Here is a 25389-nt window from a genome sequence, read left to right on the forward strand (position 1 = left end):
TTAGTGTTGAATTATCTTACCGTCTTTCTTCTGTTCTTAATGTAGTCTTCAAAAATGTATTCTCCTAAACCAGTCAGAGAGCTATAAAAAGCTCTTCCGCCGTTGACCTGGGTAAATTCACGGACAAACTGCTGTAGATAAGGGTCTTGTGCGATCATGAAAGTGGTGATTGGGATGTTTAACCGCTTACATTGAGCCGCCATGTTTAACGTTTTATTGATCACCTTTCTATCCAGACCCATACTGTTCTTGTAATACCTTCCGTTCTCCTTTAAACATGTTGGTTTCCCATCAGTGATCATAAATATTTGCTTGTTGTGGGTTTTTCGCCTACGTAAAAGGTCTGTCGCAAGTTCAAGTCCAGCAAACGTATTGGTATGATAAGGACCTACCTGGAGATACGGGAGGTCTTTGACAGTGATTGGCCAGGCATCATTACCAAACACTACAATATCCAGCGTGTCTTTAGGATATCTGGTTTTTATCAGCTCCGCCAATGCCATCGCAACTTTTTTGGCAGGCGTGATGCGGTCTTCACCATATAAAATCATGGAATGAGAAATATCTATCATCAACACAGTAGACGTAAGCGTTTTATAATCTTTTTCCTCAACCTCAAGGTCCTTTTCGGTCAAAGTAAAATCACCGAGTCCATGATTGATTAAGGAGTTTTGAATAGAAGCAGTCATGTCAATTTGATCCAGACTATCGCCAAAATTAAACTCCCTCCTGTCTGCATTCTTTTCTTCGCCTATACCGGAAAGATTTGTGTTGTGGTTACCCTTTCCTGCTTTTTTAAGTTTGCCAAAAATCTCTTCCAACGCAGATTTTCTAATAGTTTGCTCTGTTTTACTGGTGATTGTTAAATCTCCATTTTTAGCATCTTCCTTGATATAACCTTTTTCCTTGAGATCTTCAAAAAAATCTCCAACCCCATATTCGTTGTTAGTAAATTTATACTGCTTATCAAGTTCAGTAAGCCAGGCTATTGCCTCTCCGGCATCACCAGCCGTATAGTTAAGTAACTGCGTAAAGAGTTTTAGTAATTCGTTAAAACCACCTTTTGGCAAATCATCAGGCACAAAATTAGAAAACTGGAAGCCTCTCATATATTTAGGATAAACGAATTATCGAAGGTAAAAGTTTGAGGCCTTTGTAATGTTATCCTGTTGTAAAAATAGTGGCTACTTCGGTGAGCCACTGGCAAGGGCACGGTTTGCTCTTTTTACCGCAAGTCTTTCTCGCCATTTAGCATAAGGTGCTTTGAAAGCCATTTTTAAAACGCTGTCGACACCACCTTTTAACGCCAGATTAAATACGCTCTGAATTTTTCTACCAATCGATGCATCCCACGCTCTTAAGCTCAACGAAAATGAGCCATCTAAATATTTCATCCAGTGCCACATACCTGTAGGCATAAATAAAGTATCACCATGTTCGAGAAAGACTTCGTAGCCCTCTACACCTTTAAGTGCAGGGAATTTTTCAAAATCGGGATTTGCGACATCATAATCCTCTAATGCGTAAGTGGCATTTGGAATACAGTATAACCGCTGTTTCCATTTGTTGTCAAATAGGATGATGTGTTTGCGCCCGCCGAAATGCGTATGAAAAAGATGTGGAAGGTCGATATCATAATGAAGAAAGGTTACGGAGTTAGAACCGCCGAAGAACATGGCGGGCATACTTTCTATAAAGCCACCCATCAAATCTTTTGGTATTACAATATCCTCAACTAGTCCTGGAACATGTTTGAAAAGATTGAAAAAGAATATGCGAAGTTCTGTTGGCTTAGATTTTATGAGGTCCAGATAATCACCAAATCTCATATTGGCAACAGACGCATTGATCGGTTTAGAAGGGTCAGCCTTGGAATTGTCCATCAGGCTTACGTTCACATCACCTGCTATCTCTTTCAGGTAATCAGTGGTCCATTTTTCCCTGGCAGGCCAGGTTTTAGTGAGTCCTTTAATTATTAGTGGACGTCTGGCGTCAAGGTAATTCTTTTTGAAATCAGCAGGGCTAATTTGCTCTACGGTATCCACCGGCTTTAATATAAAGCTCATAAGTTGTGCTAAGGTACCCGAAAATGACGATATGTCAGTGACCGACCTTATATTGCACAAACATATAAAATTTCTCTCAGTTAATTAGACCAGGACTTTTAGCGCCTCTTATTAGCCAGGCATTCTTGTTATCAAGATAAAAACATATTTTTATAGAGCGCTTTGTAAAAAACTATGACTAAAAACAGATTATCCCTATTTTGCCTGTTCTTTTTTTTCCTAATCTGCAGTTGCAAGGAACAGTCCGAAAAACCTAATGAACAAAGCCAGTGGTCAGAATACCTAGGTGGACCGGATAGAAATCATTATTCCTCGTTGACTCAAATCAATGTTTCCAATGTCGGGCAGCTAAAGAAAGTCTGGGAATACAAGTCGGGCGATTCTGGTCAGGTTCAGTGTAATCCGATCATAGTTGATGGGGTACTATTTGGTGTGACCGCCTCCAATCAGGTTTTTGCACTTAACGCGGCAACAGGACAGCAAAAGTGGAGATATATTCAACCTGGAGTACGTACATCTAACATAAACAGAGGTGTTACTTATTGGCAGGCGGGATCTGATAAGCGAATACTTTATGCTTACAATTCAGAATTATATGCGCTTAATGCAGAAACAGGAGCCCTTATTAAATCTTTTGGAGATAGTGGAAAAGTAAGTTTGCGATTAGGGTTAGAGCCGAATTCCAAAGATAAATTTGTAATATCGACGACACCTGGGACACTGTTTGAAGATCTGATTGTAATGCCATTAAGGGTAGGTGAGGATGCTGGTGCTGCAATAGGCTACATTCAAGCATTTAATGTCAAAACAGGCAAACTCGTCTGGGTATTTAAGACGATCCCAGATAAGGGCATGCCTGGAGCGGATACCTGGCCAAGTACAACCAAAGAAGCTGGGCAGGTAGGTGCTGCCAATAATTGGTCAGGAATGGCGATCGACCGAAAACGGGAAATTATTTATGTTCCGACAGGATCAGCCGCACCTGACTTTTATGGAGGCAACCGGCTCGGACAGAACCTCTATGCCAATTGCCTGATCGCTCTGAATGCCAGGACCGGAAAATACATCTGGCATTATCAAATGGTTCACCACGATATTTGGGATAAGGATTTACCTGCCCCACCAAATTTAATAACGGTGGTACAGGATGGTAAAACTATTGACGCCGTAGCACAAATTACCAAACAAGGACTCGTTTTCTTATTTGATAGAGAAACAGGTACGCCTTTGTTTCCCATCGACGAAAAGCCCTTTCCTGCTTCCACACTACCGGGTGAGCAGACCTGGCCTACCCAGCCAATTCCACAGTTGCCTGCCCCTTTTGCCAGACAAACCGTTACTGAAGCGGAGATCAGCACCATTGCGGAGAACCGCAAAGAATTACTAGAGACCTTTCGCAACTCACAAAAGGGCCTTTATCAACCACTAAACTTGACACCAACAGTAGTGCTGCCTGGTGCAGACGGAGGCGCAGAATGGGGCGGCGCTGCCGCAGATCCTGATGGCATCCTTTATGTTAATGCCAATGAAATGCCATGGCTGTTCAGCCTTAGTCCGACACAAGGCCTTGCTACAACCTCAAAGAACCTTACACCTGGGGGTTTGCTCTATATCAACAACTGTATTACCTGTCACGGACCAGAACTTAAAGGGAATTCTGCAAGCGGTTTTCCATCTCTCGTAAATATAAAAGCGAAGCTGAGTAGGAAGGAGATGTCCGGTTTGCTCACTAATGGGCGAGGGATGATGCCTGGATTCAGTAACATTTCGGAATTACAAAAACAAAATATTATTGATTTCCTGTATCGAGAAGAGAAAGTGGAAGCGACGTCAATGATAGCCAGTTATAAAAACAAGAATGTTGAGGTAAAGTATAAGTTTAATGGTTATGATAAGTTTCTCGACAACAATGGATATCCGGCAATTACGCCACCCTGGGGTACGCTAACAGCCATAGATATGAATACAGGGAAGCATCTTTGGCAAAAAACCTTAGGCGAATTTAAAGAACTGACCGCTAAAGGCATAGCCCAAACCGGTACCGAGAATTATGGGGGACCAGCAGTTACTGCCGGTGGCCTACTTTTTATCGCTGCTACCAAAGATGGGATGTTCAGGGCTTACAACAAGAAAACAGGTGAGTTGCTTTTCGAAACAGAATTGCCAGCGGCTGGGTTTGCTACGCCAAGTACCTACAAGGTTAATGGCAAACAGTACATTGTAATAGCCTGCGGAGGTAACAAACTTGGAACTAAAAGCGGTGATAGCTATGTAGCTTTTGCCTTAAACTAATCCTCTGCCTACCAGAAGATTCCGTAAAGTGCCACAAGTATTCCACAAATTATGAGCGCCCCAACTGCAAATCCAGGGGTAGTTTTAAACATACCTCTGTCTATCTCCAGACCTTTGGGATTTATACCTTTATTATTTTCAAGTTTGCTGATCACATACATTGCAATTACACAAATTAAAAATACAAATCCCATTCTATCGAGAAAGGGTATTTCGTACAACATTGTGCCATCTTTTTGCTCGGCAAGCTTTGAAAATCCTGAAGCACTAAGCCATTCCAGATTGGTAAATAGAGGCATTACTTTAAACCCAACCGATAGTAGGAAGCCTCCAATTGTTGCAAAAAGAGCTGCATTTGATGTGGTTTTTTTCCAGAAGAATCCGAGTATAAACATGGCAAAGATTCCTGGAGAAACAAATCCAGTATATTCCTGAATGAACTGAAAGCCTCCTTTTTTGTCTATCCCGAGTTGTGGAGCAATGATAATGGCTAATACCATAGCTACAATTACAGTTATCCGTCCAATTACCACCTGTTTGTTTTCATTAGCATCTTTATTAATTACTTTCTTGTAGACATCTAGTGTAAAAATCGTAGCAATGCTATTTGCTTTACCTGCCAGCGATGCCACTATTGCGGCAGTCAATGCAGCAAAAGATAGACCTTTTAAGCCAGCGGGTAAGAGATTTAATAGCACCGGGTACGCAGAGTCTGCGTTAAGTGAGCCGTCCTTCATCATAGCAGTTTCGAAAGAGCCATAGCCTTCTTTGTACAAAACATATGCAGCGATCCCAGGCAATACAACGATCACAGGCATCAAGAGCTTCAACCCAGCGGCGAATAACAATCCACCTCTTGCCGTCTTGAGATCGGCTCCCAACGCTCGTTGAGTGATATATTGATTACATCCCCAATAGTTTAAGTTCACAATCCACATTCCGCCAATCAATACTGTTAATCCAGGAAGATCCATGTAGTGCGAATTTTCTTTTTTGAAGATCATGTGGAAGTGATCACTAGCTTTTTCCCTGACCAAATTTAGGCCATTAAGTACTCCCGAAGTTCCAAAATGAGTGGAAACAAGTTCTAACGCGAGATAGGTTGTAGCCAATCCACCAAGGATTAAAAAGAATACCTGTATAACATCTGTATAACCAATCACCTTCATTCCGCCCAATGTGATGATCACGGCAAAAATTGAAAGTATGTACATGCAGGCGGTGGTGTTGATTCCAGAAATGCTGTTAATCGCCAGCGCACCAAGGTAAAGGATGGACGTTAAGTTTACAACTACATACAACAACAACCAGAAGATCGCCATAATCATCGCTACCGTACTGTTATATCGCTGTCCCAGAAACTGGGGCATGGTATAAATTTTATTTTTGATGTAAACAGGAATAAAGAACACAGCGACAATAATCAGGGTTGCGGCCGCCATCCATTCATAGGTCGCTATGGCCAGCCCCATGGTAAAACCGGAGCCACTCATGCCTATAAATTGCTCCGCTGAGATGTTCGATGCTATCAATGATGCCCCAATAGCCCACCAGGTCAGCGAATCTTTTGCTAGAAAAAAATCTTTGGAGTTTTCTTTATGGGCCTGTTTCTTACGATATACCATCCATCCGTAGACGGCAACAATTAAAAAATAGACGAGAAAAACAACGTAGTCGTACGTGCTTAGAGTGTTCATTTGGCTTATTTGGTGTTCTAAAGTTAATAAACCATTCCACTAAATCAATTTATTCTTACATACCCCGCTGTATATCCATCATTAAAATTATCTGATATAGCTAATGTATCCCCGATTATAGATAGAATTTTTCCGGTTTCAGGAGAATCAATTTTCGGGTCGAACCGGATTGTATTGTCAACTTTACCAGTATAGATACTTTTTGCTTTACTTAATTTATAATCGCCTTGAAACATAGGCTCGTCATTAGTGTAACGAATGTATTTGCCCCCTTTTTTAAACTCAATACTATTTTTTACAGGGGGTTTTGCTGGTTCCGAACTTCCGGCCAAGCCTCCGGTGCGACCTGTAAATTTCCATTTGCCAATAAGTTTTTTCTCAAGTTCTTTTTCGGGTGAGTTCTTCTTACAAGCCGCAGAAGTAAAGAATAAGAGTGTTGCAAGGGCGAGAGTGAGCGATTTCATATAATTTGTTTTCCAAATAAACGCAGAAATTATCAAAAGTGCTACATTTACTTACTCGACGATTGAATATTATTTTATGAAATACCTAATCAGCGTACTCAGCCTGCTTTTTATCCTCCAGCAAGGTTCCGCCCAAAATCTCGACTCTCTCAATCAAAAAATGGTGGGAACCTGGGAGTTGACGAGCTATCTTTCTACGAATAATGGCACCGGCAACGAAAGCCCTGACAAGATTAAAAGAGCCAGAGTGATTACCAAATCGAATTATATACTAAGTCTTTACGATGTGAAAACAGGAAAGTTTATAGGTAAGATCATTGGTAATTATAGTTTGTCTGACACTCAATTTGGGGATTTAAATTATCAAGAGAAAGCAGCCAGTGTTACTTCTGGATTTGAGTCTTTTTTAAGTAAAGTATTAAGAAAATCAGTTTTTATCGATGAAGCTGACCGAATGGTGTTTTTGTGGACTGATAAGTATATAAAATATACGGAAATATGGTCAAGGGTTATTGAAAACAATGGTCCTGAAAAATTGCCTCAGTAAACGAATATAGAGTAAACCTATTGTTAAACTTTTGCTAATCATTGTATTTCGTTTAATCTTTTTTGCGTTTTAAAGGTCATACCTGGGTAACATTAAAAGCCAATTGTATGAAAGCATCAGTTAAGATTGTTTTTGCTAGTTTGTCAATCCTCTCCTTGTCAGTTTTGACTTCGTCTTTTCAGAAGGATAATGAGCCTTACAGGTTATCATTTCCTTATAAACACGCAGGGCTAACCGAAAGACAGGCTGCTGCCCATCTTCTTAGTAGGTTTACCTATGGCGCAAAATCCGGTGATGTAGACGCTTTGGTAAAGGAAGGATTGGAGAAGTGGTACCAACGCCAATTAGATGGCGATCTTTCCGATAAGGGATTGGAATCCATGTTGGAACCCTATAAGGATATCAACCTAACCAATGACGAGGTTCAGGATAAATATCCACGCCAGCCTAAAGTTTTACGCATGGCTATAAAGGATGGTGTGATAAATAAGGATTCTGTTGGTAAAGGAGATCCGAAGGTTTACAGAAAGCAGCTTCAAGGCTACAGAGAATCCAAAGGATACGGACAAGAGCAAGACTTGCTCCGTCAATTCATCAATCAAAAAGTGCTGAGGGCTACTTATACTAATAATCAGCTTCATGAGCTACTTACAGACTTTTGGTTCAATCATTTTAATGTATCGCTCACTAAAAATCAATGTGCGGCTTATGTGCCAGCGTTCGAAAGGGATGTGATTCGTCCGAACGTGACCGGTAAATTTTCAAGCCTACTGATGGCAACTGCTAAATCTCCGGCAATGCTCATCTATTTAGACAACTATACCAGTTCAGGAAAGCCTGTTGCTAATACAGATATGGATGGAATGCAAATGGGAATGTCTGGTGTGAAGCCAAGGCAACTGAAGACGATTGAGCAAAGAAAACAAGGTGGGGGCTTAAATGAAAACTATGCCCGTGAGGTGATGGAGCTTCATACACTCGGTGTGGATGGTGGATACACACAAAGTGACGTAACTCAGGCAGCAAGAGTTTTAACTGGTTGGACCATTGCTCCTCTTGGTGAAGATGGTGCCTATGGCGCCGCTTACAAAAAAGTCATAGATCGAATTGGCCCAGCCAACCTTGCTAAAAATGGTTTTATAAAAGATGGTGATTTTCTATTCGTTCCAACACGGCACGACAATGAGGAAAAAATTGTATTAGGAAAGAAGTTTGCAGCTGGTGGTGGTTATCAAGAAGGCGTAGAATTATTGAATATGCTTGCCCACCATAGCGCCACAGCTAAGTTCATCTCACAAAAACTAGCTACAAGATTCGTAAATGACCAACCAGATCCTAAACTGGTTGATAAAATGGCTAAGACATTTTTAAGTACAGATGGTGACATTAAACAAGTACTTATAACAATGGTTTCTGCGCCAGAGTTTTGGTCTGTCAAGTCATTACGAGAGAAAACCAAGTCTCCTTTTGAACTTGCAATCAGTGCTGTTAGGGGATTAGATGCCCAAGTTACTCAGCCCTATCAATTGTACAATTGGATCAATAAGATGGGACAAAAGATGTACTATTATCAAGCCCCCACTGGATTTCCGGATCGTGGCCAGTATTGGATCAACACTGGCGCTTTACTCAATAGAATGAACTTTGGTTTAGCGCTGGCTGCTCAGCGAATACCAGGTGTAAAAATAGATTTATTGGCTTTAAATAATAACCATGAACCTGAAAGTTCTGAAGCTGCGCTAAATACTTATAGTAAACTGATCATGCCTGAACGCGATCTGTCTAAAACATTGGAAAGGCTAAAGCCTTTATTGAACGATCCTGAATTGACAATGAAAGTTGCTAAAGCTGCTGAAAAGGTACCCGTACCACAGCCGAAGGTGAATACAATGATGGCTGGCGAAAAAGGAATGATGCCAGAAGCCATACCAGATTCCAGTGCTAAACGTAAGTCCGCAACAACTCAAAAAACAAACAATAACATGTTGGCGCAAGTAGTAGGCGTTATCATTGGCTCTCCAGAATTTCAACGTAAATAAATGTTATCATGACTTCAAGAAGAGGATTTATTAAAGGAGGTGGCCTTGCTTTGTTTGGAATAGGCATGGGCGGAATACCTGGTTTTTTAGTAGAAGCAGTTGCAGGAACTCAGAGTCCCGGCTTATTTAAGCGTAAGAAAATCATGGTATGTATTTTCCAGCGCGGCGCTATGGATGGTCTAATGGCCGTTACTCCATTTACAGATGAATACCTGAAAGCAGCGCGACCAACATTATTCATGTCTGCGGCAAAAGGTTCTTCAGAAAAGCCGCTGATAGATCTTGATGGAAAATTCGGATTACATCCATCTATGTCGGCCTTTGAACCTATGTTTCGAGATAAGCGGATGGCCATTGTACATGGCATCGGATCACCAAACAATACCCGCTCCCATTTTGATGCGCAAGATTATATGGAGTCAGGTACTCCTTTTAAGAAAGGTACTGACAGCGGCTGGTTAAATAGAGCGGTCGGCTTGCTTGGTCATGAAGCTGCAACGCCATTTCAGGGCGTAAGCCTGACTACTTCGTTGCCAAGATCATTTTATGGCGATAATGCTGCGGTAGCCATAAATAACCTACAAGACTTCAATTTGCAGATGAAAGGTAATCCGGCTTCAGTTAACATGGCTGCCAAGAGCTTTGAGGACCTCTACGATCAAACTTCTTCTAATTTATTGAAGGAGACCGGTAAAGAGAGCTTTGACGCCATTAAGATGCTTCAAAAGGCCGATACCAAAAACTACAAACCTTCCAATAATGCGATGTACCCCAACACAGCATTGGGGAATTCCTTAAAGCAGATTGCTCAATTGATTAAGATGAATGTGGGTCTTGAAGTTGCTTTTACAGAGTCTGGCGGCTGGGATACGCACTTCAATCAAGGTAAGGAGACTGGTATATTCGCCAGAAATGTAAATGACCTCAGTGAAAGTATGATGGCATTCTGGACAGATATGGGAACTTTACAAGATGATGTAACCGTGATGACTATGACCGAGTTTGGACGTACCGTTAAGCAAAATGGAACTGGTGGTACTGATCATGGGAGGGCATCTTGTAACTTTATATTGGGTGCAGGTGTGAATGGAGGTCATGTGCATGGAACGATTAACCCTTTGTCTGTAGAAAATCTGGAAGATGGTCGTGACCTCGCGGTGACTACTGATTTCAGAAGTGTTTTCAGTGAAGTCGCAGATAAGCATTTGGGTATACACAACGATAAAGTATTATTTCCCGAATGGACTGGTAAAACAATTGGGGTGATGACGTAGATTTATCTGTGATCTTCTACTGATAGGAACAATTCTGAGGCAATATAATCTGCAAAAAGTTTCCCATCAGTAGTTAGTTTTAGGTGATTCCCCTCATTAATGAGCCATTGTCTTTCGACAAAGCTCCTTATTGTTTTTAGGGTGTCTGCCAGGAAGAATTTTCCAAAATCCTGCTCAATCTTATCAAGGCTTGTTCCCCACATGGTCCTTAAGGAGGTCATTACGTATTCATTAAATCGATCGTACAAATCTAGCTCTTCTATAGTTTCCGGTATTTTACCCAACTCCATACTGCTTAGATATGCAGCATTGTTTGCAACGTTTAAATACCTGACATTTCCATTAAATCCATGTGCCGATGGGCCAATTCCAAGGTAGGTTACACCACGCCAGTAGTTGGTGTTGTGTACAGCATACTTTCCAGGTTTACTAAAGTTCGAGATCTCGTAATGCTCAAATCCACCTTCTTTCAGCTTGTTGATCAGCATAATAAACTGCGATGCACTTTGTTCATCGTTTAATGGTATATCTTTCCCTCTTTTTATGGAACTTGCGAGGACTGTTCTAGGTTCAACAGTCAAAGAGTATGCAGAGATATGGGGAGTTTCAAATTCTATTGCCTTATTAATATTATGGAGCCATTTGCTGTCGGTTAGTAGCGGATAGCCATAGATCAGGTCAATACTTAAATTTTCAAACCCGGCATCTTGACTTCGTTTGATACAAGTTACGGCTTCAATGGCATTGTGAGCACGGTTCATCCAAACTAGGTCCTCTTCAAAAAAAGACTGAATGCCGATACTAAAGCGATTTATTGGCAGTCTTCTCAACTCTGATATCTTTGCTGCAGTTAGGTCATCTGGGTTTGCTTCGATCGTAATCTCCGCCTCGGATGAGATAGAAAAGTTCTTAGTAATAACATGGAAGATTTTCTCAAAATGCTTGGCGCTTAAAATGGAGGGTGTTCCTCCTCCGAAGTAAATTGTTCCAACCTGATCGGTAATCCGATCTTTCTTCTTCACAATTTCCAGGCAAATCGCATCTACCATCTCATCAACATATTTGATAGAAGTACTGAAATGGAAGTCGCAATAAGTACAGGCTTTTTTGCAAAATGGGATGTGGATGTAGATTCCAGCCATATTTTTAAGAGTATTCACCCCAATTTATATTATTTTTATTTTTCAAGTGTAACTATTCAAATTTCATGAGTAACAAAAGTAAAAATTTTTAGGCCTATAAAAGATGGTAAAGAGTTGTATTACTTTAATGACGTGCTTTATTTCCAAATTGATTTAACAGAATAAACTTCCAGGTTTTTAACCTCAATGTTATTGCCCCAGAAATGCAGGCCCTCCGTATTGTTTTTATCTGGTCTGCGTTCCATTGAATAAGAATACTTTCCACCGTCAATAAATACTTCAATTGATGTCCTGTCGACGTAGATGTCTGCAGTTAACTCCATGCCAGTAATGTTTTCCGGCGAGTAAAAAACTCCATTGATGGTATTGTTGTTCATGTCATAATCTAATACGCGTTGCGCAAACAAATTAAAACCTGCACTGGTAGCATGTGAGAGCTTGATGGAGGCTTTCACCCTGAAACGGTCTGAATTATAAAATTCTTTAAGGTTTTTATTTGCCTCGTCGGAGGTTAGTACAGGCCAGGACTTTAGCTTTTCAAACAATTGTTGTGTTTCTCTTATAGGTTTAGAGAATAATCTGGGGCCGTCTTTAGTAGTTCGTAAAGTGAGTTCGGTGGGCATCAACATCATGTTATTAAATGGCATTCCCGGTTGTTGCACTCTTCCCCAGCCAATCTGAATTCTTCGTGGATCTGTTTCGGGCATATTCGTAAATGTTTGGGCGGCGTAAATAGTACCCGTTACATAATAGAATTTTCCAGCTTCAGGTAAAAATGTCTTACCATCGAATGAGCCGACCATGTAGCTGTTGGATGCGCCATACATTACCCATTTAGTCTTATTTTTATCCCCATCTATTGGTAGTTCAAATAAGTCAGGGCACTCCCAAAAACCTGTGGTATGACTTTCATAGTTCCAATCCTTTAGGTTTTGTGAGGTGTAAATTGAATGGCCATCACGTTCGTTGAGCACCATCACCCAATGCTTTCCTGGTTTATACCAGAAAACCCGAGGGTCACGTGTATCTACGCTGTTCCATCTTGCCTTTGAATCAATTATCGGATTCTTTTCATATTTCGTCCATGTACGGCCTTTATCAAGACTATAAGCCACACACTGAATCTGTTTGTCTTTGGTAAAAGCAGTGTATAGCGCAACCATTGCAGGTGTTTTACCTTTATTGAAACCAGCGGTATTGTTGTAATCAATAACTGCAGAGCCTGAAAACATTGTTCCTAGATTATCGGGGCTCAGCGCGACCGGTAACTCGTTCCAATGAACCATATCAGGACTAACTGCGTGGCCCCAAGACATATTTTCCCATTCCCGCTCATATGGATTATGCTGATAAAAAAGGTGATATTCACCCTCATAAAATATCATTCCATTCGGATCGTTGATCCATCCTCTCTTTGTAGTAAAGTGGTATTGGGGACGATTTTTTTCGTGGTATAAAGAATCCTGACCATTGATCTGGTCGTCTTGGTAGATTTTCGGTAAACCATCCGCTTTCCCATCGTAACTAATTTTAATCGTTTTTCCTTTCAGTGCAGATACGTCTGTAAAGACCCAATATTCAGGGTTAGCGGCCAGTCTAATTCTGAACGAGCGCTCTTGTTCACCGCCAATATCAAATCTCATGTTGCCCTGATCTTGTTTTTGAGAAACAGGAAGGTTTAAGTAGCGCTTGGTAATTTTTAGGGTGACATCTGCAGAGAATGCGGAATTAATTGTTGTTAAAAGAAAAATTGCAGTGAGTATACTTTTGGTAATAAGATTCATTTCGTGGTGGTATTTGGTTATTTAGAAATGGGAGGTTAACATTAGAAAGATACAACTTTTAACGCTACCCTTAGTCGAATATAAATTTATGCACGTTAAAATTGCCTCCTCAGTAATTCTATCGACTCTGGGGTCACATATACCTATGATGGTGATAAAATGTTTATCCATGAGGCCTTTTACATGGTGGAGAAAGATTTCACAAACAATGTCTTGAAAAAGGACGCCTAATGGTAATGGTAGCTATTTGGATATTTTAAATACCTATAAATACGAAAATGAGGGTTTTCCGGTTACTCATGTTAGGAAAGCTGTTCTAATATCTGGCTCGGATGATGGAGCATATAAGTATACTTATGAGTATGTAGACCTTTAAGGAAAAATATTTTTTGTTCCTTGTCCCCAATTGATATTTTTCAATTGCCTTTACTACTATATACCCAAATATAAGAAATCAATGATACGGAAGCGTTCTCTCCTAAGCATGCTGTCATTCACAGTATGAAGCAATTAGTATTTGTTCCAAAGGACGAAGGTTCTTTGGAACAGCTGATTGCAGTGATTATTATATCCAGTCTAGGTGTACACTTAACCGCTTTAAGTCTACAGTTAACATTTTATGTGTACACTTACCATTTTAAGTGCGCAGTTAACCCTTTTTAAATATAAAACCTGCTTTTTTTAAACAGCAGTATTGTAGGTTCGTTTAATCAATCAACCAATGATGCTTCTAATTATGCTACTAAATACTACTACATTTCCCTATTTCAGACCACAGAGAACAGTGTTACTAGTTTATTACTAGTTGCCTCTTCTACGTCTTGGCTTCGAGTCTGCTTCGAGTCTGCTATGTGTCTGCTTCGGATCCACCCGAAGGAAACAGCCACAAAACACATAGCTGAGCGGTATTTGAAAAGTTTCAGTATAAACCTCATATCAACCAGAATATTATATTAAAAAACAAATAACAATTGCAAAAACTAAATATCGCGGGATTATCCGATAAAAATCAATGATGTCGCTATGTCTGCATTAACCTCATTAATCAATGTGAATGTGTAAAAACTCGTTGCGGTCAGGAGGAGATTCAAACTTCATTTGGCATCGATGTTTAAAAAGGGGCTTAGACTATTTTACTATTTGTTTTCTTCTTTTATAAAAAGCGAACACGCCTGTGATTACCAACGCTAACGAAGCAAAAAGTGAAATCTTGTCACCAATTAAATAAGATTTTGGTTCAAACTTGAACGCTATTTCATGTTCTCCCGCTGGGAGCTTTAGCGCTCGAAGAATGTAATTTGCCCTAAAGTATGGTACTTTAATACCATCGAGGTAAGCGTTCCAGCCTTTGTCGTACCATATTTCAGCAAACACCGCTACTGCATTTTCACTATTTTTATATTTGTAAAGCAAATTGTCCGGATGGTATTTCAACAGTTCAATTGAAGCTGTAGTATCTGCATTCAGAGGAAGTTTTCCAACTAGTGCAGCAAAATCGTTCTGAACAATTGCCGTGTCCTTCGGGTGGAAGGAAGTAATCGCATTCATCTCGGCATCGGCCCCTTCAACATACTTTACATTATGTACAAACCAAGCATTTCCTAATGCAGAAGTTCGTAGTACAGGTTTCAACTGGCCGGCTACGCTATCAGGAACGATGAAATATTTGGTGTTCAACATATCTAAAACCGGTTCGTTCAGCTTGCCATTAAACTGGGCGGTGATCAGTTCATCGTAACGTCGCAGACGGGCAGAGTGCCTTCCGCCAACCGATTTGTGAAAATAGGATGGCGCCGCGTCAAAAAATGGGTCGCTTTTGCTAAGATCGAGTACGCGATAATCGAGTGCTGGATCCGCCATGATCTGCTGGTCTGCCTTTGATGGCTGAAAACTTTGAGCGAGCTGATCTTTATCGTAAAAATTTGTGTTGTTTAAGTATCGGCGATCCACTCCCCACATATCCATTAAAATCGCCACTCCAATAATGAGCACTGCTGTTTCGGTCTTAATTTTCGATTTGATCATGAACCAAATCACTGCGAATGCAATTAGAATGAAAATCAGCGATCTTAAAGCATCGGTACGCGCCAATGAGATTCGGTCTGCTACCAGTCCGTTACTTATTAAATTCGATATGCTAATGTCATACGTCTTCGCAATTTGCACCATAACTTCAGCATGATAGGAAGCCTTGAAATCGAAAATCAGCGTGGGAAATATCAAAATTATCATCAGAAAACCAGCAGTAATATAAAATGATTGCATCAATCTTTTTGACAGATCCTTTCTGATGTCCTTTTGAGTAATCAGTTCATTTAATGCCAGAAAGGCTAGCAAAGGAATTAGAAATGCTGGCACGGCAAGGGCAAAGTCAACAGATCTGAATTTGTTATACATTGGGAAATGATCGAAAAACAGATCGGATACCAATGGAAAGTTCTTACCGAAAGAAAGAAAAATGAAAAGGAAAGAGGCACTCAGAATCCACCACTTGAACCTGGTTTTGATTATGAATAAACCAAGTGCAAATAGAAACATGACGATTGCACCGAAATACCAGGATCCTGCTGTGCTAGGTTTATCTCCCCAATATGGGCGCAGGATGCCTTGTTGATCTAGCTGTGCCAAAAGGCCTTGTGTTTGGGCTTCCGGGACACCTGCTTTCAGAAGATTATCTTCTACTTGAGACTTCCCTTCCGGAAATCGGTCGGACGATGCACCTCCATAGAGGTTTGGTACAAGAAAAGTGGCTATTTCACCCACACCCTGACTGTATTGATAGGCGTAGCCTCTTTGCAAACCCGAATTTGCCTCTGTATTACTCCTGGTCAAGTTAGCCTTACCACGGATTGACTCCTGTCCATACTCCCAGGTTGACCAAAGGCTTCCAGCATTTATAGTCAATGCTAAAGCTGAGGCTGCGGATAGGTAGGCAAGAGCGGTAAAAAAAGGTTTGCTTTGTTTGCTTGAAATTGCATGATAACCTTCAATGATGATAAACAAAATCAAGATCATAAACAGGTAGTAAGTCATCTGGATATGATTAGTCCGGATCTCCAATGCCAGAAAGAATGCAGTAAGTACGGCGCCACGGAGCAGATATTTACCGCCTCTCAAAGTGAGGAGTATTGATCCAAGGATGGGAGCGAAGACTGCCATTGCCATTGCGTGATTGCTATGGCCAGCAAGAATATAAATGAAATTGTAGGAGCTGAAAGAGAAAGCCACGGCACCCGCGGCGGCGATCCAGGGTTTCATTTTTAGTACATTCAACAGAAAGTAAGATCCAAGAAGAAAGCTGAGTATGGTATCGATAGGGTCTGGAAACACGGTTTTTATGAAGCCGATTACGTAGGTGAGCATATTTCCAGGGTATTTGGCCCAGATTTGGAAAGCCGGCATTCCCCCATACATGGAATTTGTCCAAAGCGGGCCATGTCCCGTCGCAGCTTTTACTTCCATGATTTCCCGCGATTGTGCTTTCGCTTCCATTATGTCACTTTGATAAAGAACTTTTCCTTGTATCGCCGGACTGAAATAGAGAAAGCAAAGTGCAATAAATATGGAGATAATTAAAAGGTGCTGCCTATTTGAACGAAACCAATTCTTCATGCAGGTAAAATTAATAATTTACGGCTAAATTAATAAGACTTAGTATGCTTGTTAGTTTTTAGCTAATTTTGCGGTAATGATCTCCAGAATGGTACGTCTAATTGCTTTGTTATTGCTGTTGATTGGCAACGAAGTGGCATATTGCCAAGTGCCAATTATCGCGCCTGATAGTGTGCCTGTTAGGGTAAGCTACAGAGAAAGATTTGTTAAGGACTCTGCTTACAATGCAAAGCGGAATTTTGTAACCGATTCCCTTATGAAAGCCACCTGGCTGTTCCCGGATTCTATGGTCAATGGACATATGATTATAGATAGTATATTAAGGGCAAATACAGTTGGGAGATCTAACTTGATTAATCGATATAAGGACTTTGCATCAGTACCAAGAAGCAAGTATAAATTTGGTAAACTTTTACCTAAAGGGCAACTTTGGGTGCTTGGAGTTGTTGCCTCGTTATTGCTATTGTTCGCCATTGTAAAAGTGTCATTTACCAAACAATTGCAAACAATAATTCAGAGTTTCTTTAGTAATCGGGTACTGAACAATTTAAATAAGGAAGATAATTTGTTCAAATCCTGGCCTTTTTTACTCTTATTTGTTCAGTTTGGTTTTACCATTGGAATGTTCTTTTATTTGTTATCTCAGTTCTATCGTCTTGCATTCTCGGGTGCCGGATTTCAGTTTTACCTAAGTATTTCTGTCTTGATCGTAATACTCTATCTATTAAAGATTCTTATTCTTAGGGTTTTGGGGCATCTTTTTAACCTACAGAAGCCCGTGAATGAGTACATTACGATATTATATCTAAGTTACTTCAATCTTTCGCTGCTCTTCATCCCGTTGGTGGTCGCATTTGCATTATCGCCTTTGAAATACGCACCTATTTTTATAGTAGTTTCGTTTATTCTTTTGGCCACCATTTTTACGTTTCAGTTTATAAGAGCTGGAGTGAATATCTTATCCCATAATCGATTTTCAAAAGTCTATTTGTTTTTGTACTTTTGTGCCCTCGAAATTTGCCCTATATTGATTTTAATCAAGGCTATAGGGTTATGATGATGTAAATTGTAAAAAGCAAGAAATGGCTGAAGATAGGATGCGAAAGGTAAAGAGTATATTAATCACTTTGCCAAAGCCAGAAACAGAAAAATCACCTTATTTTGATTTGGCAAAAAAGTATAATTTGAAGATTGATTTCAGATCGTTTATCCATGTAGAAGGAGTGCCTGCAAGAGATTTTAGAAAGGAAAAAATTACCTTAGGTGATTTCACTGCGGTGGTGTTCACCAGCAGGAATGCGGTAGATCATTTTTTTAGAATATGTGAAGAGATGAGGTACGAGGTTCCTGCGGATCTTAAATATTTCTGTATCTCAGAGTCAACGGCACTATATCTTCAAAAATACATTCAATACAGGAAACGGAAGATCTTTTTTGGTAAACAAACTGCTGTAGATCTTGCCGAAATTTTGAAGAAACATGCTGCTGAAAAATTCCTTTACCCATGTTCTGATGTTGCGACTGAAGACACTATGAATTTTTTACAAAAAAACGGATATGATGTTACCCCTGCAGTCTTATTTAAGACAGTGGTTTCAGACCTTTCGGATCTTGCCGAAGTTTTTTATGATGTGATTGGTTTTTTTAGTCCCTCAAGTATTCAGTCTTTATTCACAAATTTTCCTGAATTTGAACAAAATAATACCAGGATCGCAGCGTTCGGGTTAAATACCTACAAAGCAGTTAAAGATGCAGATTTACAGGTAGATATCGCGGCGCCATCGCCTGAGGCTCCATCTATGATCATGGCAATTGAGAATTACATCAAGAAATCTAATAAGTAATCATTTTGTTTATTTTCGTTTATGCGTATATTTATAGTATGAATAGTTGTTAATATCAATCATAATCGATAAAATTGTTACTAATTTGCTTTACCATAAATATGAGAAACTTATCCCTATTATGTTTTTTTATTGTAGCGGCACAGCTCTTTAGCTGCAAGGGAGGCGGTCAGGGTGAGCTGGTTGGTGTTTATAATAGAAAATTCAGGAACAATAGAATCCCTTTGGGTATGGTTTACATTCCGCCAGGCAGAACACTAATAGGATTATCCGACGAAGACATCAACAGCAATCAGACTGCTCCAAGTGCTATGACCTCATTCAGCGCGTTTTTTATGGATCAGACAGAAATATCTAACGCTGAATACCGCCAGTTTGTGAATTGGGTGAGGGACTCAATCGCAGTAACCACTTTAGGTCCAACTACGGCGCCAGTTTTTTTTAGACAACCAAAAGGCGATCCTAACGCTGCTGCCACTGGTGCTAACAGAAATATCGACTGGAGAAAAGTAGGTAACGGAAGCTTACTTTGGAGTAATAGGAATAACGGCTTTGGTTCAAAATTAACAGACATGTATTACACTGGTGCAGATGCCATTCCCGGTAGAAATGAAATCGACGTGAGAAGATTAAGATATGCATACAGCTACGTGAATTCTGATTTGGCTGCTGAAAACAGAAAAGACCCTTCGAAGAAGAGGCAAGATGCAATCGTAACTTATACTGACCTTCCTGATGCAAGCAACCCGAATCAACACGCTTCTATCCCCGTTTATCCTGATACCCTGGTTTGGAAAGCTGATTATTCTTATTCACAGAATGACCCGATGGTAAAAACGTACTTCAACCACCCTTCATATGATGATTATCCTGTTGTTGGTGTGAGTTGGGAGCAGGCTTCTGCATTTTGTGTTTGGCGCACTAGATTTTATGAATCAGTAGCAGTAGCGAGAAAACAACCGCTTAACTCACGTCCCGAATATCAATTACCGACTGACGCACAATTCGAGTACGCTGCCCGCGGGGGGAACGTTAAGACTAAATATCCATGGGGAGGCCCTTACGTTCGTAATACCAAAGGATGTATGCAGGCCAATTTCAAAGTTGGTCGTGGTAATTACTCTGATGATGGTGGATTGTATACAGTGAACGTTAAATCCTATTTCCCTAATGACTACGGCTTATATAACATGGCAGGAAACGTAGCTGAATGGACTATTACGGCATATAACCAATCGGCCGCACCAATGCTTTTAGACTTTAACCCAAACTTTACATATGTTGCGAAGACTACTGATAGCAAATACATGAAGCGTAAAGTTGTGAGGGGAGGTTCTTGGAAGGATATTGGATTTTTCCTTCAAAATGCTGTAGGTACTTATGAGTATCAAGATCAAGCTAGATCTTATATCGGCTTTAGATGTGTTTCGGCATATCCTGGGACCGACATCACTTACAAAAACTAAAGAAAAACATAAATCATCTATCCTTATTTTATCTAGTATGGCAGCAAAAGCAAAATTTGATTGGTTACACGTAGCGATATCCTGGGGAGCCAGTATAGTTATTCTAGGAGCGCTATTTAAAATTTTACATATAGGCGGTGTGTTCGGCAATTATGCAATTGGTATAGGACTTGGTGTTGAGGCTTTTTTATTCTTTTTAACAGGATTTAGACAGCCAGAACAAGAACTTCCCTGGGAGAAAGTGTATCCTGAATTAAGTGCAGATTTTTCTGGCGAACTCCCAAAAGCGACTACCAGGCAAGTTGCTCCGGTACAAGCTGGTTTTCCTTCTACAGCTGCATTGGATAAAATGTTAGTAGACGCGAAGATTGGTCCAGAACTTATTGAAAGTCTTGGTACGGGACTTCGCACATTTGGCGATAAAGTAGCAAATATCTCTTCGGTAGCTGACGCTTCATTGGCTACCACTGAATTTGCTGGAAAAGTAAAAGGCGCTTCTGCCAGTTTTGATAATTTGAACAGTGCTTTCTCGAAGGCCACCGCTCAGTTAGTGGAAATGGGAGAGAGTAATGTTGGTGCAGCAGCTTATCACGATCAGGTAAATGCCCTTGCTAAAAATCTTTCTGCATTAAATGCGGTTTATGAGTTGGAACTTCAGGACTCAAGTGCACACTTAAAATCAATGAATAAATTTTACCAGAACCTTTCTTTAACCATGCACAACTTCAACGAGTCAATGGAAGACTCTAAACAGTTTAAAGATGAGGTAGGTAAGCTTGCTAAAAACTTGTCATCATTAAACGCTATTTACGGTAACATGCTTTCTGCAATGAATCAGCCGCGTGTATAATTGGTAATCAATTATTAATTAAACAAAGGAGACCTAATTAAATGGCCGGAGGAAGAGAGACGACGAGGCAGAAGATGATCAATATCATGTATTTGGTATTGCTTGCTATGCTTGCCTTAAATGTATCAGATACAATCTTAAATGCTTTCAAGAACTTTAACGACAGCTTAGTTTCATCTAAGAATAACGTAAGTACAAGCATTGAACAACTATTTTTATCTTTTCAAAATACAAAGCTGAAGGATGAACCCGCTAGGGCACAACCTATTTGGGAGAAGGCAAATAAGGCGAAGGCTTACGCTGACGAACTGAATAATTACGTTCAGAAGCTTAAAGATAAATTTAATACTGCTGGAAAAGGAATTGATGAAGAAACTGGTGACTTAGTAGAGCGGGCTAATATGGACATCGCACAAGGCATCATGATCAATCAGAAAGAGGGCGAGAATCTAAAAAACAAGATCAATGATACCCGAGAAAAATTGATTGCTTTGCTGGATGAAAAAGACCGTAAAGGAGTTACTTTTACCCTGGAAGCTAAAGATGCTGCAAAGAGTATTAGCGGTAAAAAGAGGTGGGAAGAAATTAACTTTGGTGAGGGGATGCCATTAACTGCAGCAAATACAACTTTAAGTAAAATCCAGTCTGACGTTAAGAACGCCGAGGCGGAGATTGTAAAAAAGTTGTTTGGAAATATGGATAAATCATTGGTAAACCTGGATCAATTCGCAGCTGTCGCTGTTGCGCCTAGTTCTTATGTTATTCAGGGACAGCCATACACTGCTCAAGTTTTCTTGACAGCGAGTGACTCAAGGTCTGTACCACAGATTTCCGTGGGGGGCAATTCTTTAGGTGTTAGGGAAGGTAAAGGAACCTACACCGGAAGCACAGGTAGTGTGGGTGTATTTACATGGAGAGGCTCCGTGAAAGTGGTTCAAACTGATGGTCAGGTAAAAGAATACTTGACTCCAGTACAAACTTATCAGGTGGCAAAGCCATCATCTACAGTATCCCCAGATAAAATGAATGTTATTTATGCGGGTATTCCTAACCCGTTCTCGGTATCTGCTGCCGGCTTTCCTTTAGAAAGCGTAAAAGCTTCTATAGATGGAGGATCAATTTCTGGAAGCAATGGAAAATATATGGTGAACGTTGGCGGAGCTCAAGTTGGTAAAACCCTGAGCATCAGCGTAAGCTCAAACGAGGGAGGTAAAACTTTAAACTTGGGTTCTCAGCAATTTCGCGTAAAGGCATTGCCTACACCAAAACCCTATGTTAAAGGAAAGGGTGGCGGGAACGTTCCACTTGAGTTTATTGAGAGTGCAAGCATAATGGATACACAATTAGAAGACTTTGTTTTCGATGTGAAATTCAGAGTGATCAGGTTCGCGGTAACATTTATTAACCCAAGATCTGACGCTGTAACGCTACAAAATAGCGGTGCAGGTTTCAGTTCGCAGATTAAAGGGGCACTGAATTCGTTGAAGCCGAATGCGACGGTTATATTCAAGGATATTGTTTGTGAAGGGCCTGATGGCAGACAAAAGGTTTTAGATGGAATTACATTTTTAACGAAATAGATTATGAAAAATGTTTTTGGCATATTAATAGTTTTACTAATTGGTTTGGGTGCTTCTGCTCAAAATCCTGTGACACCTGTACGTACAGATTCTGTTAAAAAAACAAAGATTAAAACGACGCCAAAGGATGGATTTACTGTGCGTGCGGACGTGGACAGTAATGTAATGGTCCCTTATCCCGATGTGCGTGATGAAGATGTTTACTATGCAAAGCGTATCTGGCGCGAGCTTGATTTAAGAGATACGATCAATTCTGTCCTCAGAGCTGAAGGAGCTAAACTGATAGATGTTTTGTTGGAGGCTGTTGCTAACGAAGAACTCACCGTTTACTCAAGCAAGGATACCATTGCAGGCAAGTTATTGGAGGATAACGACTCCTTCAAGATTGCTTTGACTGCTCAGGAAGCTTTAGCAAGTGCAAGGGGGCTTACTGAAGGTTTTGCAGACTCAACCACCGGAAAGATTGCTGATCCGACACTTAGGAGGTTGCGTTCTGAAGAGTTTATGAAATATCGCATAAAGGAAGATTGGATCCTTGATACGAAGCGTTCAGTTTTTGAACCGAGAATTGTGGGAATTGCACCAATGAAAATGGTTGAAGGTAACTGGCAACCGGTATTCTGGGTTTACTATAACGACGCGAGAGAGTTGCTGAGTAAGAAAAGAATGGTAAATCCTGGAAATGATGCTTCCACTCTAAGTTTCGACGATTACTTTATTAGGCGATTGTTTTCTAGTTATGTCGTTAAGCAAACAAATCCCAGCAATAAAAACATTGTGGAGATGCTTGGTTTAACCGATTCAAAGGACATTAGAAAGTTGCAAGAATCTGAAGCGATAAAAAAATCTCTTTCTGATTACGAGCAGAGCTTATGGGAGTATTAATAGGGAGTATTTGAGCTCGATTTTTCAGTTCTTACTTCGTGTCTTCTGAAGAAAAATAAGTCAGCAAGGCTTTTACCTGTGATTTATTAAGCAATGTGGCTAATTCCTCTTCGTTTGCTTCACGAATTTTTTTCACGGATTTAAAATGCCTCAATAATTTATCTGCAGTATTTTTACCGATTCCGGGAATTTGTTCAAGTTCTGTTTTGAGTGTTCCCTGATCTCGCTTTTTTCTATGGAAAGTGATGCCAAAACGGTGAGCCTCATCTCTCAACTGTTGTATCACTTTTAATGTTTCAGATTTTTTATCAAGATAGAGTGGATAGGAGTCCCCTGGATAGTATAGCTCTTCGAGTCTCTTCGCAATTCCAATTACTGTTACCCGCTTCTCTATTCCCAGTTTCTTTAAGCTTGTCATGGCTGACGATAGCTGGCCTTTCCCGCCATCAATGATAATCAATTGAGGTAGCGTATCCTCCTCGTCTAGCATCCTTTTATAACGTCTAAAAACTGCCTCCTCCATAGTCGCAAAATCATTTGGTCCCTCGACTGTTTTAACATTAAAATGCCTGTAGTCTTTTTTTGAAGGTTTTGCATCTTTGAATACTACAATTGCAGATACGGGATACTTGCCTTGGAAATTTGAGTTGTCAAAACATTCTATATGTTTTGGCAATTGAGTAAGTCTTAAGTCTTTCTGCATCTGAGTTAAGATGCGATCAGTTCTCAAGTCTGGATTTAACTGCTCGTACTGGTTTAGCTTTTCACGCTTGAAGAACATTACATTTTTCTCACTAAGCTCCAAAAGCTTTTTCTTTTCACCGAGCTTAGGGACGGTAAACTTTAGATTAGAATCCTGTAGCGTAATGTCAAAGGGAACAATGATTTCTTTAGAAGTACTATTGAACTTCGTGCGGAACTCAGTAATCGCAATTGTAAGTAATTCTTCATCGCTTTCATCAAGACGTTTCTTGATTTCAATTGTTTGTGTTTGAATGATGCTGCCATTCATTACCTTCAAATAATTTACAAAGGCATACCGTTCATCAGATGCTATGCTTACCACATCAATGTTGGTAATAGCGCTATTGACGACTGTAGACTTACTTTGATATTTTTGAAGCACTAGTAATTTGCGCTGATACTGGTGTGCATATTCGAAATTTAGTTGTTCGACTGAGACCTTAATTACGCTCTTTACATTTTTAATAACAGTGCCAATTTTACCGTTGAGAATATCTTTGATCTCCTCAATATTGTTATCGTAATCTTCTAATGATTGGTAGGCTTGGCATGGTCCCTTGCAATTCCCAATCTGATATTCCAGACAGACCTTAAATTTACCAGCATCAATGTTTGGAGGAGTTAATGGAAGATTACATGTTCTAAGTGTATAAGTCTCTTTGATGAGGTCAAGAATTATGTGCATCATCCCCAAAGAAGCATAAGGGCCGAAATAGGTTGAACCATCCTTAATCATGTTCCTTGTCCAAAATACCCTTGGAAAAGGTTCTTTTTTGATGATAATCCAAGGGTAGGTCTTGTCATCTTTAAGCATGATGTTGTACTTGGGCTGATGCTTTTTAATCAGGCTATTTTCTAGTAGCCAGGCATCAATTTCAGTATCAACAATTGTAAATGTTATGTTTCTAATGCGGGAAACCAAGACCTTTGTTTTCCCATTCATCTGATTGTCGCTATTGAAATACGATCCAACTCGATTGCGCAAATCTTTAGCCTTACCAATATACATCAACGCTCCGTCGTTGTCCCAATATTGGTAGACACCGGGTTTATGAGGAATATCGGCCAATGCCTTTCTGTGATCAAAAGCAATCATGAGCTAA

18 protein-coding genes are annotated in these 25389 nt (G+C 40.1%); 10 read left to right on the plus strand and 8 right to left on the minus strand.

What is annotated here, in order from left to right; translation table 11 throughout:
- Positions 1-11: 11 nt before the first annotated feature.
- Complete coding sequence (locus tag ACHFIZ_RS09520) at positions 12-1109, minus strand: vWA domain-containing protein (protein WP_410885184.1); 1098 nt, start codon at positions 1107-1109, stop codon at positions 12-14.
- A 75-nt stretch (positions 1110-1184) separates the two neighbouring features.
- Complete coding sequence (locus ACHFIZ_RS09525) at positions 1185-2066, minus strand: cupin-like domain-containing protein (RefSeq protein WP_410885186.1); 882 nt, start codon at positions 2064-2066, stop codon at positions 1185-1187.
- Positions 2067-2240: 174 nt separating this feature from the next.
- On the opposite strand from ACHFIZ_RS09525, the gene ACHFIZ_RS09530 reads away from it, so the two are divergent.
- Positions 2241-4358 carry a pyrroloquinoline quinone-dependent dehydrogenase gene (locus tag ACHFIZ_RS09530; RefSeq protein ID WP_410885188.1) on the plus strand — a complete coding sequence of 706 codons (2118 nt, stop codon included), beginning with the start codon at positions 2241-2243 and terminating at the stop codon, positions 4356-4358.
- An 8-nt stretch (positions 4359-4366) separates the two neighbouring features.
- On the opposite strand, the gene ACHFIZ_RS09535 is transcribed toward ACHFIZ_RS09530, so the two are convergent.
- The gene (locus ACHFIZ_RS09535; protein ID WP_410885190.1) at positions 4367-6055 is read right to left on the minus strand and encodes a sodium/sugar symporter; all 1689 of its coding nucleotides are present in this window, start codon (positions 6053-6055) and stop codon (positions 4367-4369) included.
- A gap of 44 nt (positions 6056-6099) precedes the next feature.
- Entirely contained in the window at positions 6100-6519 is a 420-nt protein-coding gene (locus ACHFIZ_RS09540) for a hypothetical protein (protein ID WP_410885192.1), read from the minus strand.
- 76 nt (positions 6520-6595) lie between these two features.
- Between ACHFIZ_RS09540 and ACHFIZ_RS09545 the strand changes: the two genes are divergently transcribed.
- The 3 genes from ACHFIZ_RS09545 to ACHFIZ_RS09555 all read left to right on the plus strand — a co-directional run bounded on the left by ACHFIZ_RS09545 (position 6596) and on the right by ACHFIZ_RS09555 (position 10379).
- The gene (locus tag ACHFIZ_RS09545) at positions 6596-7066 is read left to right on the plus strand and encodes a hypothetical protein (protein ID WP_410885194.1); all 471 of its coding nucleotides are present in this window, start codon (positions 6596-6598) and stop codon (positions 7064-7066) included.
- A gap of 107 nt (positions 7067-7173) precedes the next feature.
- Positions 7174-9105: a DUF1800 domain-containing protein gene (locus ACHFIZ_RS09550; protein ID WP_410885196.1), complete on the plus strand. Its 1932-nt coding sequence runs from the start codon at positions 7174-7176 to the stop codon at positions 9103-9105.
- A gap of 8 nt (positions 9106-9113) precedes the next feature.
- Positions 9114-10379, plus strand: a complete 1266-nt coding sequence (locus tag ACHFIZ_RS09555; RefSeq protein ID WP_410885198.1) for a DUF1501 domain-containing protein — start codon at positions 9114-9116, stop codon at positions 10377-10379.
- A gap of 2 nt (positions 10380-10381) precedes the next feature.
- Here ACHFIZ_RS09555 and hemW read toward each other — a convergent pair whose 3' ends face one another.
- The 3 genes from hemW to ACHFIZ_RS09570 form a co-directional block, all read right to left on the minus strand.
- Positions 10382-11521, minus strand: coding sequence for a radical SAM family heme chaperone HemW (gene hemW / locus ACHFIZ_RS09560; RefSeq protein WP_410885200.1), 1140 nt, complete (start codon positions 11519-11521; stop codon positions 10382-10384).
- 137 nt (positions 11522-11658) lie between these two features.
- Positions 11659-13305, minus strand: a complete 1647-nt coding sequence (locus ACHFIZ_RS09565; RefSeq protein WP_410885202.1) for a GH32 C-terminal domain-containing protein — start codon at positions 13303-13305, stop codon at positions 11659-11661.
- A gap of 1128 nt (positions 13306-14433) precedes the next feature.
- Positions 14434-16917: a YfhO family protein gene (locus tag ACHFIZ_RS09570; RefSeq protein WP_410885204.1), complete on the minus strand. Its 2484-nt coding sequence runs from the start codon at positions 16915-16917 to the stop codon at positions 14434-14436.
- An 88-nt stretch (positions 16918-17005) separates the two neighbouring features.
- Between ACHFIZ_RS09570 and ACHFIZ_RS09575 the strand changes: the two genes are divergently transcribed.
- The 6 genes from ACHFIZ_RS09575 to gldN all read left to right on the plus strand — a co-directional run bounded on the left by ACHFIZ_RS09575 (position 17006) and on the right by gldN (position 23542).
- Positions 17006-17974, plus strand: a complete 969-nt coding sequence (locus tag ACHFIZ_RS09575; protein WP_410885206.1) for a DUF4271 domain-containing protein — start codon at positions 17006-17008, stop codon at positions 17972-17974.
- A 25-nt stretch (positions 17975-17999) separates the two neighbouring features.
- Positions 18000-18761 (plus strand): uroporphyrinogen-III synthase, encoded by a 762-nt coding sequence (locus tag ACHFIZ_RS09580; RefSeq protein ID WP_410885208.1) that lies wholly within the window; start codon positions 18000-18002, stop codon positions 18759-18761.
- Positions 18762-18862: 101 nt separating this feature from the next.
- On the plus strand, positions 18863-20227 hold the full coding sequence (locus ACHFIZ_RS09585; RefSeq protein ID WP_410885210.1) for an SUMF1/EgtB/PvdO family nonheme iron enzyme: 1365 nt from the start codon (positions 18863-18865) through the stop codon (positions 20225-20227).
- A 37-nt stretch (positions 20228-20264) separates the two neighbouring features.
- Positions 20265-21077, plus strand: coding sequence for a gliding motility protein GldL (gldL, locus tag ACHFIZ_RS09590; protein WP_410885212.1), 813 nt, complete (start codon positions 20265-20267; stop codon positions 21075-21077).
- Between the two features lie 41 nt (positions 21078-21118).
- Positions 21119-22657, plus strand: a complete 1539-nt coding sequence (gldM, locus tag ACHFIZ_RS09595) for a gliding motility protein GldM (protein ID WP_410885214.1) — start codon at positions 21119-21121, stop codon at positions 22655-22657.
- A gap of 3 nt (positions 22658-22660) precedes the next feature.
- Positions 22661-23542, plus strand: a complete 882-nt coding sequence (gene gldN, locus ACHFIZ_RS09600; protein WP_410885216.1) for a gliding motility protein GldN — start codon at positions 22661-22663, stop codon at positions 23540-23542.
- 31 nt (positions 23543-23573) lie between these two features.
- Here gldN and uvrC read toward each other — a convergent pair whose 3' ends face one another.
- Positions 23574-25382 (minus strand): excinuclease ABC subunit UvrC, encoded by a 1809-nt coding sequence (gene uvrC, locus ACHFIZ_RS09605; protein ID WP_410885218.1) that lies wholly within the window; start codon positions 25380-25382, stop codon positions 23574-23576.
- Positions 25383-25389: the final 7 nt, after the last annotated feature.

Source organism: Pedobacter sp. JCM 36344 (assembly GCF_046546555.1).
GTDB lineage: Bacteria > Bacteroidota > Bacteroidia > Sphingobacteriales > Sphingobacteriaceae > Pedobacter.